10 protein-coding genes are annotated in these 12,091 nt (G+C 75.6%); 4 read left to right on the top strand and 6 right to left on the bottom strand.

The window, feature by feature from the left end; all coding sequences use genetic code 11:
- Positions 1 to 40: 40 nt before the first annotated feature.
- The gene (locus tag BS73_RS29220; protein WP_037577486.1) at positions 41 to 622 is read right to left on the bottom strand and encodes a TetR/AcrR family transcriptional regulator; all 582 of its coding nucleotides are present in this window, start codon (positions 620 to 622) and stop codon (positions 41 to 43) included.
- A 68-nt stretch (positions 623 to 690) separates the two neighbouring features.
- Here BS73_RS29220 and BS73_RS29215 point away from each other — a divergent pair, with 68 nt between their 5' ends.
- Entirely contained in the window at positions 691 to 1,818 is a 1,128-nt protein-coding gene (locus BS73_RS29215) for an FAD-dependent monooxygenase (protein WP_037577485.1), read from the top strand.
- Between the two features lie 54 nt (positions 1,819 to 1,872).
- On the opposite strand, the gene coaE is transcribed toward BS73_RS29215, so the two are convergent.
- From coaE to BS73_RS29200, 3 genes are read right to left on the bottom strand one after another with little or no spacing between them, the layout of a single operon-like run.
- Positions 1,873 to 2,478: a dephospho-CoA kinase gene (gene coaE / locus BS73_RS29210; protein WP_037577482.1), complete on the bottom strand. Its 606-nt coding sequence runs from the start codon at positions 2,476 to 2,478 to the stop codon at positions 1,873 to 1,875.
- 51 nt (positions 2,479 to 2,529) lie between these two features.
- Positions 2,530 to 3,720 (bottom strand): GDSL-type esterase/lipase family protein, encoded by a 1,191-nt coding sequence (locus BS73_RS29205; protein ID WP_037577480.1) that lies wholly within the window; start codon positions 3,718 to 3,720, stop codon positions 2,530 to 2,532.
- Positions 3,721 to 3,736: 16 nt separating this feature from the next.
- Positions 3,737 to 4,339 (bottom strand): TetR/AcrR family transcriptional regulator, encoded by a 603-nt coding sequence (locus tag BS73_RS29200; RefSeq protein ID WP_037577476.1) that lies wholly within the window; start codon positions 4,337 to 4,339, stop codon positions 3,737 to 3,739.
- Positions 4,340 to 4,545: 206 nt separating this feature from the next.
- Here BS73_RS29200 and BS73_RS29195 point away from each other — a divergent pair, with 206 nt between their 5' ends.
- Both BS73_RS29195 and BS73_RS29190 read left to right on the top strand, forming a co-directional pair.
- Positions 4,546 to 5,859, top strand: coding sequence for an alkyl sulfatase dimerization domain-containing protein (locus tag BS73_RS29195; protein WP_037577474.1), 1,314 nt, complete (start codon positions 4,546 to 4,548; stop codon positions 5,857 to 5,859).
- Positions 5,856 to 7,217, top strand: coding sequence for an MFS transporter (locus BS73_RS29190; protein WP_037581635.1), 1,362 nt, complete (start codon positions 5,856 to 5,858; stop codon positions 7,215 to 7,217). The genes BS73_RS29195 and BS73_RS29190 overlap by 4 nt, the downstream gene beginning before the upstream one ends.
- Positions 7,218 to 7,286: 69 nt before the next feature.
- Here the strand turns inward: BS73_RS29190 and BS73_RS29185 are convergent, their stop codons facing one another.
- Positions 7,287 to 8,606 carry an alkyl sulfatase dimerization domain-containing protein gene (locus tag BS73_RS29185; RefSeq protein ID WP_037577471.1) on the bottom strand — a complete coding sequence of 440 codons (1,320 nt, stop codon included), beginning with the start codon at positions 8,604 to 8,606 and terminating at the stop codon, positions 7,287 to 7,289.
- Entirely contained in the window at positions 8,599 to 10,743 is a 2,145-nt protein-coding gene (locus BS73_RS29180) for an acetate--CoA ligase family protein (RefSeq protein ID WP_037577468.1), read from the bottom strand. The genes BS73_RS29185 and BS73_RS29180 overlap by 8 nt, the downstream gene beginning before the upstream one ends.
- A gap of 118 nt (positions 10,744 to 10,861) precedes the next feature.
- On the opposite strand from BS73_RS29180, the gene BS73_RS29175 reads away from it, so the two are divergent.
- Positions 10,862 to 12,073, top strand: a complete 1,212-nt coding sequence (locus BS73_RS29175; protein ID WP_051941063.1) for a PucR family transcriptional regulator — start codon at positions 10,862 to 10,864, stop codon at positions 12,071 to 12,073.
- The last annotated feature ends 18 nt before the right edge of the window (positions 12,074 to 12,091 follow it).

The following is a 12,091-nucleotide window of genomic DNA, read 5'->3' as shown; positions in this document are numbered from 1 at the left end:
GGCCCCGCGGGGCCCCTTCCGGGGCGGGGCTCGGCGGCGGTCACGCGCCCAGTAGCGCGGTCAGCATCGTCTCGACCTCCTGCCGCAGGGATGCCTCGCTTCGCCCCCGCTCCGCGCCCGCTCCCGCCACCGCGTGGAACAGCACGCCGTCGCACCAGGCGACCAACCGCTCCGCCGCCCACCCCGGCTCCGCCGCCCCCGCCGCGCACAGCAACCGCTCCGCCATCCCCCGGAACCCGGCCCCCAACGCGTCGTACCGGGCCCGTAGCTCCGGCCGCCGCCCGGCCTCCAGCGCCAGTTCCAGCCGGGCCAGCGTCAGCGCCCGGCCGCGCGGCCCCAGCGCCTCGCACAGACCGCCCGCCACGACCGCGACCAGGAACCCCCGCGGGTCCGCCGACCCGCCGTCCGGCTGCGGCGCGTACTCCCCCGCCTCCAGCTCGGCGATCCGGTCCAGCGCGGCCGCCAGCAGCGCGGCCCGCGTCCGGGCGTGGTTGGAGGTGGATCCGGGCGGCAGTCCGGCCGCCTCGTCCACCGCGCGGTGGGTCAGCCCGCGCAGCCCCCGCTCGGCGAGCAGCGCGATCGCCGCGTCCGCGATCAGCGCGGCCCTCTCACTCCCGCTCATGGCGTTCACACTACAGGCGTAGTAACGTCGGGAGCGGAAGCACTACACCTGTAGTCGAAAGGGTCCTCATGGTCCCCCGCACCGCCGCCCGCACCGCCACCGTCGTCGGCGGCGGAATCGGCGGCCTCACCGCCGCCCTCGCGCTGGCCGCCCGCGGCACCCGGGTCCTCGCCGTCCACGAGCGGGCCGAGTCCCTCCGCCCCGTCGGCTCGGGCATCAGCCTCGCCCCCAACGCCCTGCGGGCCCTGGACGCGATCGACCCCTCCCTCGGCAAGGACGTCCGCGCCCGCGCGGTCCCGCAGGGCGACGGCGGCCTCCGGCGGCCGGACGGCCGCTGGCTGGCCCGGATGGACGGCCGCAGGCTCGCCGCCGCACTGGGCGAGCCGATCGTGGTGCTGCACCGCGCGGAGCTGCTCGACCTCCTCGCCGACCGCCTCCCCGGCGGCGTCCTCCGGCTGGGCAGCGCCCCCACCCCCGAGGAGGCCGCCGAGGACGGAGGCCCGGACCTGGTCGTCGCCGCCGACGGCATCCACTCCGCGGCCCGCCGCGCTCTCTTCCCCGACCACCCGGGTCCCCGCTACTCCGGCTTCACCACCTGGCGGACCGTCCTCCCCCGCGCCGCCGCCCCCGCCGATGTCCCCTTCGGCGAGACCTGGGGCCGGGGGGCCCTCACCGGCGTGATCGCCCTCGCCGACGGCCGGTTCTACCTCTACGCCGCCGCCCTGGCACCCGCCGGCGGCGCCGCGCCCGACGGCGAGCGGGCCGAACTCCTGCGCCGGTTCGGCGACTGGTGCGACCCGATCCCCCAACTCCTGGACGCCGCCGAGGAATCCGCGATCACCCGCAGCGACGTCCACCATCTGATCGACCCGCTGCCGGCCTTCCACTCCGGGCGCACCGCCCTGCTCGGCGACGCCGCCCACGCCATGACCCCGTTCCAGGGCCAGGGCGCCTGCCAGGCCGTCGAGGACGCGGTGGTGCTGGCGCGGTCGTCCACCCTCGCCGAGTACTCCGCGGCTCGGCTGCCCCGCACCACGGCCGTCGTCCGCAACTCGGCGCGGGTGGCCAGGATGGTCGCGGTGTCCGGGCGCCTCACCGCCGCCCTCCGGGATCTGTCGATCGCCGCCACCCCGATGTCGGTGGCGGCGAGGGCCGCCGCGTCCACGGTGAACTGGCGTCCCCCGGCGGCCGGTTGACCGGCCGACCCGACCCGGCGGCCGGCCGACCCGACCGGCCGACCGGCCGACCCGTCACCCGCGCTTCGCCGCCCGGCTCTTCAGCTCGTCCCACACCTCGGCGACCCGCGGCGCCAGCCGCGCCAGCGGGCCGTCGTTGTCGATCACGATGTCCGCGATGGCCAGCCGCTGCTCGCGGCTCGCCTGGGCGGCCATCCGGGCCCGCGCCTCGGACTCCGCCATCCCGCGCAGCTCGACCAGCCGCCGCAGCCGGGTGCCGTCGGCCGCGTCCACCACGACCACCAGGTCGTACAGGTCCCGCAGCCCGTTCTCCGCGAGCAGCGGGACGTCGTTGACCAGCACGTCGTCCGGACCGGCGGCGGCCTCCAACTCGGCCGAGCGGTCCCGCACCAGCGGGTGGACGATCGCGTTCAGCGCGGCCAGCCTCTCCTTGTCGGCGAAGACGACCGCGCCCAGCTTCGGCCGGTCCAGGGTGCCGTCCGCGCGCAGCACCCCCTCGCCGAACTCGGCGACCACGGCGGCGAGTCCGGGCGTCCCGGGCTCGACCACCTCGCGCGCGATCAGGTCCGCGTCGACGATCACCGCCCCGTGCCCGGCCAGCAGCCGGGAGACCTCGCTCTTTCCGGCCCCGATTCCACCTGTGAGTCCCACTCTCAGCATGCCCGCACCCTAACCCGTGCCCCACCCCCGGGCAGCCCGCGTCAGCCCGCGTCAGCCCGCGAACGCCCCGCCCGCGCCGAAGGCCGCCTCGGCGAACCGCTCGCCGATCCGCCGGTGGGCCGCCGCGTCCGGGTGCAGCCCGTCCGGCAGCGGCAGCTCGGCGAAGTCGGCCTCGCCGTAGAGCTCCCGCCCGTCCAGGTAGTGGAGGTGGGGGTCGGTGTCCGCGCGCTGAGCGACCACCGCGGCCAGTTCCTCGCGGATCACGTTCAGGGTCAGCCGGCCGGCCGGGACCTCGGCCGGATCGCCCGTCGCCCGGAAGTTCACCCGCCCCTCGGCCAAGGCCGTCATGTCGAAGGCCGCCGGCCCGGGGGTGTCCTCGTGGATCGGGCAGTACAGCGCGGAGACCACCAGCAGCGGCACGTCCGGATGCCCCTCCCGGACGGTGTCCAGGAATCCGTGGACGGCCGGGCCGAGCGCCCGGCGCCGCATCAGATCGGCGTTGACCAGGTTGATCCCCAGCTTCAGGCTGATCAGGTCCGCCTCCGCGTCCCGGATGGTCCGGGCGGTGAACGGGTCGAGGAGGGCACTGCCGCCCAGCCCGAGGTTGACCAGCTCCACCCCACCCCGGGCGGCCGCCAGCGCCGGCCAGATGCCGGTCGGGCTGGCCGCGTCCGAGCCGTGGCTGATCGAACTCCCGTGGTGCAGCCACACCCTGCGGCCCAGCGCACCCGCCGGGGGCAGCGGCTCGACCGGCGCGTCCGTACGGAGGGCGACCAGTTCGGTGGTCTCGTTGTGCGGCAGCCAGAGCTCGACGTCCTTGGCCCCGGACGGCAGCCCCTCGAAGCGCAGCGTGCCGGCCGTACCGGCCTTGTGCTCGACACTGCCGTCCGCCAGGTCGACCAGTACGGTGTCGCCGCCCGCGACGCTTCCCTGCCCGGCCAGCCGGCCGTCCACCACCAGGTCGTACACCCCATCCGGCCGCTGCGGCGCGCCCGCATAGACCCGCTTCACCGGCACGGTGTCCAGCTCTATCGCGGTGGCGGCGGTACGGAAGGCCAGCCGTACGCCCGAGGGCTGCGACTCGGCCATCGCCAGCTGCCCGTCGGCGCACTGCGCCCGCGCCCAGCCGGGCAGCCGGTGCGGCAGCAGGCCGCCGCGCGCGGTCCGCTCCAACTCGGCCGCGCCCCGGACCAGTTCGGCACTGATGGGGGTGTCGCGCAGGGTCTCGGTCTCCGTCGCCATCTCTCTCGTTCCCGTCTCAGTCGGTAGGGGTTCGGTCGGGCCGCTGCTCCGGCCAGGGCCAGGCCCGTAGCAGTGCGTCCAGGCCGTCCAGCGCCCGCGACCAGCTCTCCTCCGAGTCCGGCGCACTGTGGCTGAAGCCCCCCGCCAGCTCCAGGCTCACGAATCCGTGGAAGACACTGCCGAGCAGCCGCACCGCGTGGGTCTGCTCGGTCTCGGAGGAGAGGTGGTAGCCGCGCAGCACCGCGCGCATCATCTGGGCCTGGCGGACGCCCGCGCTGGCCGCGGCGGTCTCCGGGTCGAGCGGCAGCCGGGCCGCCGCATAGCGGCCGGGGTGCTCGCGGGCGTAGTCGCGGTAGACGTCGCCGAGCGCGCGGAGGGCGTCCCGGCCGGACCTTCCGGCCAGCGCCTCCGCCGCGCGGTCGGCGAGCTCCTCCAGCGCGAGCAGCGCGATCCGCACCCGCAGGTCACGGGAGTTGCGCAGATGGGAGTAGAGGCTGGCGACCTTGACGTCGAACCGCTTGGCCAGCGCCGACAGCGTCACCTGCTCGAAGCCGACCTCGTCGGCCAGTTCGGCACCCGCCCGCGTCAGCCGCTCGGCGGTCAGCCCGGCCCTCGCCATCGCGCGGCACCGCCTTCCGTCCCCGTCCGCTCCGGACTCCCCGGCTCTTCCGAAACCCATTCTGCATCTACCTAACCCCTTTAGGCAAATGCCTCTCCCACGCAGCTGTGACATCGCACAACGCGGTCGTACATCCCCGCTCTTGTCGCAGCTCCGCCCGCCGCCGAGGGTGATCCAGAGCCACCCGACGCACGAAGGAGCCGCCCATGCCGCCGGATGCCGAGTCCCCGCTCACCGCCCAGGGCCCCACCCTCCGCACCCTCGCCCCCGGCGTCCACCTCCTCGGCGGCCAGGGCCATTCGCTCGCCGTCGAGACCTCCGCCGGGGTGGTGCTGGTCGACACGGGGTCGAGCCGGAGGATGGCCGAGTCGCTGCACGAGCGGCTGCGCACGGTCACCGAGGCGCCGGTCCGGTGGATCGTCTACAGCCACGGCCACCTCGGCTACAACTACGGCGTCCCGGCCTGGCTGGCCGCCGCCGAAGGCCGCGGCGAACCGCGTCCGACCGTCGTCGCCCACCGCAACGTGGCCGCCCGCTACCGCCGCTACCACGAGACCACCGGCCTCCAGAACACCCTCAACCGGCTGCAGTTCCGCGGCACCCTGCGCACCCCGGACCGGCTGCCGCTGACCTTCCCCGACCAGGAGTACGAGGGCTCGCTCACCCTCCACGCCGAGGGCGGCCGCACGGTGCGCCTGCTGTCGGCGCCCTCCGAGACCGACGACGTCACGGCCGTGTGGCTGCCCGAGGAGCGCCTCCTCTACGGCAGCGCCGCGGTGATCCACAGCGTCCCCAACGTCGGCACGCCGCTGCGTACCCAGCGCGACCCGGTCCGCTGGGCGGACACCCTCGACCGGCTGGCCGACCTGCGGCCGGCGGTGCTGGTACCGGAGTTCGGCAGGGTGCTGGAGGACCCCGGGGAGATCCGCCGGATGCTCACCGGCAGCGCGGCCGCGCTGCGCTGGCTCCGCCGGGAGACCGTGGCACGGATGAACCGCGGGATGACCGCGGCCGAGATCGTCAACGACCTGGACTACCCGGCGGAGCTGTTCGGCACCTGGTGGATGAAGCCGGTGTACGGCCACCCGGAGTTCATCGTCCGGGACATCTACCGCAGCGAGAACGGCTGGTGGGAGGACCGGAACCCGACCTCCCTGCATCCGGCCGCCCCGGCGGTGGCCGCGACCGCGGTGGCGAGCGCGATCACCGACAAGGCGGGCGTGCTGGCGCGGGTCCGCGAACTCCGCGACGCGGGGCGGCTGCAGGAGGCCCTGCACGCGGTCGACCTCCTCGCGCTCGCGCCCGCGGGAGACGGCGAGGACGGCGGCGGCGAAGGCGATGGCAGCGGCAGCGGCGGCAGCAGCAGCGGCGGCAGCGGTGGCAGCGGCAGCGGCGGCGGCGGAAAGTCCGAACTCGCCGCGGCCAGGCGGCTGAAGGCCGAGCTCTGCGCCCTCCTCGCCGAGCGGGCCAGCAGCTACATCTCCCGCAGCGTCTACCTCGCCGCCCGGGAGGAGCGGTGACCGCCGCGCCGGAGGCGGCCGGTACCGCCAGAGCCGACGCCACCGCCGGCCCCCGGGTCTCCCGGGCCCGCGCCTGGGCGGTGACCGCGATGGTCACCGCGCTGATGCTGGTCAACTTCGCGGACAAGCAGGTGCTCGGCCTCGCCGCCGAGCCGATCCGCCGCGAGTTCCACCTCTCCGCCTCCGCCTACGGCTCGGTGGCCAGCAGCTTCTACCTCCTCTTCAGCCTCTCCGCGATCGCGGTCGGATTCCTCGCCAACCGGATCAGGACCAGTGTGGTGCTGGCCGTGATCGCGCTGCTCTGGTCGGCGTTCATGCTGCCGGTGCTGCTGGTGGCCGGCGTCCCCGCGCTGCTGGCCAGCCGGATCGGACTGGGCGCGGCCGAGGGCCCCACCTCGCCGCTGACCGCGCACGCCGTGCAGAAGTGGTTCCCCGAGCGCTCCCGGGCGATCCCCACCGCGCTGACCCAGATGGGCGGCGCCCTCGGACTGATCGTCGCGGCGCCCACACTGACCTTCCTGATCACCCGTCACGGCTGGCGCTCCGCCTTCGCGGCGCTCGCCGTCGCCGGACTGGTGTGGACGGTGCTGTGGCTCTTCATCGGCCGCGACGGCCCGGTCCAGGACAGTCCGGTCCAGGACGGCCCGGTCCGCGACACCCCCCTCCCGAACGCCGGCCCCGCCCCGGCGCCGGCGGCCACCGACGAGCCCGCCGGCCCCCAGGAGACCCCACCGGTTCCCTACCGCAAGCTCTTCCTCAACGGCACCTGGCTCGGCGGGCTGCTCGCCGCCATGGGTGCGTACTGGGCGCTCTCCATGAACGTCGCCTGGTTCAACACCTACCTCCAGTCCGGGCTCGGCTACTCGGCCGACCGGGCCGGCACCCTGGTCACCGTGCCCTCCCTGGCCGGCGCCGTGCTGATGCTGGTCAGCTCGTGGCTCTCCGGCCGCTGGTTCGCCCGCGGGGTCAGCGGACGGCTGTCCCGGGGCGTACTCGGCGGCGCGATCATCGCGTTCGCCGGCCTGTGCACCATCGTGATGGGGTACCTCTCCGGCGCCCCGGCGGTGGCGCTCAGCATGCTCGCCTTCGGGCTGCCCAACTGCATCTACCCGCTCCAGTACCTGCTGGGCGCGCAGATCTCGCCGGTGGGCCGGCGCAGCGCGGTGCTCTGCACGGGGACCGCGCTGGTCACGGCGGTCGGCGTGGTCGCCCCCGCGGTCACCGGCCGGATCATCGACGCCTCGGCCGACCAGCAGGCCGGATTCCAGCACTCCTTCCTGGTCTGCGGACTGCTGATGCTGGTCGGCGGCGTGATCGCGATCCTCACCGTCAACCCGGAACGCGACGCCCGGCGCTGACGAACCGTCAGCGAACAGCGAGGAGGGGCGGCCCCGGCGGGCCGCCCCTCTCCCCTGCTCCGCCCGCGGTCAGATCGACCAGCGCACCCGCCCGGTGGAGTTCTCCCGCAGATGCTCGTCCCGCTCCTCGCCGTCCAGCGCCGCCTGCGACTCGGCCACCGTCCAGGCGTAGACGCCCTTGGCCATGGTCGAGGTCGCCGCCTTCTCCAGCTCCCGGTAGACCTCCGCGCGCGCCCGGTGAGCGTCCTGGCTCTCCGGGTCCGCGTCCACCGCCAGCTGGGCGAAGTGCCCGGCCAGCCGGTGGTCGCCGCGGGCCAGCAGCTCACGGGCCCGCTCGGCCAGCCGCTCCGCCCCGCCCGTCAACTGCGCCAGTTCACGGGCGAGTTCGGCCTTCCCGGCGGGCTTGAGGCCGGCCGGGTCGCCGTCCCACCAGCCGCCGTAGAGCCGCCAGACGTTCCGCACCACGAACTCCGGCTCGTCGTAGGACGGCCGGAGGTACGGCTTCTTCAGCAGGTCGGCGGGAGCGGTGACGGTGCGCAGCACCTCGTCCAGGGTGGCCCCGGAGTTCATCGCGGCCAGCGTCTGGTCGTGCAGCGACTCCAGCAGGTCGGCGGCGTCGCCGAGGGCGGTGCGGATCCGGGCGGCGCCGACGATCGGCAGCCCGTGCCCCGGCAGCAGCGTCTCCGCGCCCAGCCCGGCCATCCAGCGCAGCGTCCGCACCCAGTCCAGGGCGTACCGCTGCACCTTCTGCGGGTTGCCGGCGTTGGGCGCGGACCAGATGAAGAAGTCCCCGCAGCACAGCACGCCCTTCTCGGGCAGCCAGGCCACGGTCGCGTCGTCGGTCTCCCCGCGCCCGTGCCACAGTTCGACCTCCAGTCCGCCGATCCGCAGCCGCGCGGTGTCCGCGTACGTGACGTCCGGGTAGCGGTAGTCGTCGGGCCAGCGGAAGCCGGGCGCCTGGAACTGGCGCTGGTTGATCACGCTGTTGTAGCCGAGGCTCTGCTGGTAGCGGCGGAACCGCGGCAGCACGTCCTGATGCGCCGTCACCCTCGGCCTGGGCAGTCCCCTCTCGGCCGCCTCGGCGTCGAACGGGCCGACGCCGAAGACGTGGTCGACATGCCCGTGCGAGTAGACCGCGGTGTGCAGCGGTACGTCCGTCCGGGCCCGGACCGCCGCGAAGAGATCGCCTGCGGTCCGCCGGTCGCCGGTGTCGTAGCAGAACAGCCCGTCCCCGGTGGGGAAGAGGTGGACGTTGCCGAAGGCGGGCCAGGTCCACACCCCCTCGGCGATCTCGTGCAGGCCGTTCCTGCGCAGCTCACCGGTGTGGTAGAGGCTGGGGGAGGCCTCCCCCCGCCAGACCCGGTCCGCGTACTCCAGCAGCTCACTCATCCCGCTCCTCCTCCTGCGTCCGTTCCTCTTCCGCCGCGGTGATCAGCGCGTCCACCGCCACCAGCCGGCCGTCGGCGGCCACGCACAGCGGGTTGACGTCCACCTCGGTGATCTCCGGTCTCCCGTCCAGCAGCCGCACCAGCGCGCCCACCGCCCGGGCCACCCCGTCCGCGGGGGCGCCGAGCGACTCCTCGGCCCACTCCCCGAGTTCGGCGATCTGCCGCTCCCCTGCGGGCAGCAGCAGCGCCCGCCGGGGCGCCCCGGGGTCCTCGGCCGCCGCTCCGCCCGCGCCGAGCAGCACCGCGACCCCGTACCGCTCGTCCCGCACGGCGCCGAGCGCGAGCTCGACCCCGTGCGGCAGCATCGGCTGCGCCGTGATCCTGGCCTCCGGATCGGCCGACCGCTCGGCCAGCCGCTCCGCCAGCTCCTTCGCCACCGCCGCCAGCCGGTCCCCCGGCACGCCGAGCTCCACCAGCCCGGCCGAGGCCCGGTGTGGCACGTCCGCCGCATCACCCTTGACCGCGTACGGCCCGGGCCAGCCGGCCGCCCGTACCGCCGCCGCCAGCTCGGCTGGGTCCGCCGCGGCCACGATCCCCGCATGGGCGATCCCGGCCCCGGAGAGGAGCGGTCCGGCGAACCGCTCGGTGAGCACCCGGGCCCCCGGCGCGGCCCGCCGCTCCCCGCCGTCCCGGTGGTCGGCCTCCGGCCGCCGGGCGGCCCCCTCCGCCTCCGGCACCAGGACGCCGACCCGCCGCACCAGTTCGCCCATGCTGCCGACCACCGTCGCCGGCAGGCCCAGCCGCTCCCGCTCCCCGGGCGGCGCGCAGGCCCAGACGAACCAGGCGGGGGTGGCCAGCGCGGCCGACCGCCCGGCGATCTCCCGGTACTGGGCCGGGAAGCGGTCGCCGAAGGTCAGGTAGAGGACGATCCCGTCGATGCCAGGGTCCTCGTCCAGGGTCCGCAGGAGTCGCGAGACCCGGTCGAGCGAGCGGAAGAAGTTGCCGCCGAGGTCGATCGGGTTGCCGTCGGAGGCCTCGATCCCGCCGATCTCGGCCAGCCTTCCCCGGGTGGCCGCCGACAGCGGCGGCACCCGCAGCCCGCGCGCGCTCAGCCGGTCCGCGAGCACCGCCCCGGCCCCGCCGGACATGGTGAGCACGGCCATCCGCGCCGCCCGCGGCAGCCCCGCCGGAGCCGCGCCGCCGGAGGACCCCTGGTCGGCCCGCCTGGTCGCCGCCAGCACCGCGTCCACCACCTGCTCGTCGTCGTCCACCAGCCGGATGCCCTCCTGCCGGCAGAGCGCGGCCAGCAGCAGCGGGTCCCCGGCGACGGCCGCGGTGTGCGAGAGGGCGGCCCGCCGCCCGGCCGCGCTCCGCCCGGTGGCCAGCGCAACCACCGGCTTGCCGAGTTCGGCCGCCCGGCGCCCGAGCGCCCGCAGCCCCGCGGCGTCCCGGACCCCTTCCAGATACAGGACCAGCACCCCCGTGTCCGGCCGCTCGATCAGCCAGCGCCCGGCCTCCACCACCCCGACCCTGGCCTCGTTGCCGGTGCTGACGCAATGGCTCCATCCCACCCCGGCCCGCTCCAGCAGGTCGGCCAGCACGAAGCCCAGCGCCCCGCTCTGCGCGGCGATCGCCACCGGCCCGGGCCCGAGCGGCCGCTCCCGGTCCAGAAAGGCCGTGGTGGAGACCTCAAGACCGGCCGAACGGTTCACCACCCCGAGGCAGTTCGGCCCGAGTACCGGCATCTCCCCGGCCGCCGCCAGCAGTTCCTGCTGCAGTCCGGCCCCGCCGTCCTCGGCGAACCCGGAGGCGAAGACCAGCGCAGCCCCCGCCCCGGTCTCGCGCGCCTCCCGCACCAGCTCCGGTACGGCGGCGGCCGGGGTGGCCAGCACCACCAGATCCGGCCGGAACCCCCGCCCGGCCAGCTCGGTCAGCGAACGGGCGCAGCGCACCCCCGGTATGCCGGGATCCTTCCTGGCCACCGCGGCCACCTCGCCGGGGAAGCCGCAGTCGAGCAGCCTCCGCAGGGTGATCCGCCCCCACGAGGGCCCCTCCGAGGCCGAGACCCCGACCACCGCGACCGAGCGCGGCGCGAAGAGCGCGTCCAGTACGTCCGCCACAGGCAACCTCCACGTCATGCCGCTCGCACCTCGTGCCGCGCGTGGTGCCGCACGCTGTGCCGGATGCCAACTCTGGCTCCGGCCCTGGTGGAAGACCACTGCTCAACGCCCAGGATCCGGACTAACCTGCTGTGACATGTCACATCAGCAAGCGTCCGCCGAGTTCTGGGACCGGTTGGAGCGCCGGCTCGCCGGCATCGGAGACCGCGCCATCCGCGCGTACGTCGGCCGCTCGCCGCGCTACCAGGGCGAACCGCCGGAGCACCTCTACCGGCACATGGGCCCCAATGTGCGGGCCTTCACCCGGCTCTTCCTGGACGCGGCCCGCAGCGGCCGGGACCCGGAGGCCGGCGGCGAGGAGGCCACCCGCCCGTTCCGCACCCGGGCGCAGAGCCGCGCGGTGGAGGGTCTGCCGGTGGAGGACCTGCTGGACGGCTACCTCACCATGACCCTCGTGCTGTGGCAGGACATCGCCGCCGTCGCCGAGGAGTCGGGCACCGCCGCACCCCCGGAGGCGGTCGACCTCCTCCTCCGCTGCCAGCGACTGGCCGCCCACTCCGCGGTCCAGGCCCACCGCCGGGAGTACCAGGCCGCCCACACCGAGGAGCGGGAGGCCGTCCGGGCCCTGGTCGAGGCGCTGGTCGCGGGCGGCCCCGCGGAGGAGGAGGCGCACCGGGCAGGACGCCAACCCGCGTCCGCCTACGGGGTGCTGGCCCTCCAGCCCGGCGAGCATCCGAGCGAGCGGGTCCCGGACGCGGTCGGTCGCCGGGTCGCCGGGCGTCGCAAGGTCCTGCGGCTGAACGAGGAGCTCCACCGCGCCTTCGGCGAGGAGGCGCTGGCCGCTCTGGACCCGGCCGGGGGGCTGGTGCTGCTGCCCTCCGATCCGGGCGGGGCCGACCGCGAACTGGCCGCCGCCCGCTCGGCGCTGGCCGCGCTGGAGGCGGCGGCCGAGGTCCCGGTCCGGGCCGGGTACGCGCATGCCACGTCCCCCGAGGGCGTCCCGGCGGCGGCCACCCAGGCCCGCCGGCTGCTGCGGCTGCCCTCGGCGGCCCCCGGCCAGGTCGCGGTGATGCGGGAACTGCTCCTCGAATACCACCTCGACCAGGACACCGAGGCCCGCCCGGCGCTGACCGCCCTGGTCGACCGCCTCGCCGACCACCCCGAGCTGCTGACCACCCTCAACGCCTACTTCGCCGAGGACTTCAGCCGCCGCCGGGCCGCCCAGCGCCTCTTCGTCCACCCCAACACCGTGGACAACCGCCTGGACCGGATCGCCGCCCTCACCGGCGCGGACCCCCGCACCTCCTGCGGCCTGATGCTGCTGGGCGCGGCACTGGCACTGCGCTGAGTTCCGGCGGGCGAGGGG

The sequence above is a fragment of the Phaeacidiphilus oryzae TH49 genome (assembly GCF_000744815.1).
GTDB classification, from domain to species: Bacteria; Actinomycetota; Actinomycetes; order Streptomycetales; family Streptomycetaceae; genus Phaeacidiphilus; species Phaeacidiphilus oryzae.
The sequence above is the reverse complement of the archived record's forward strand: the minus strand, read 5'-3'. Positions and strand labels throughout refer to the sequence as shown.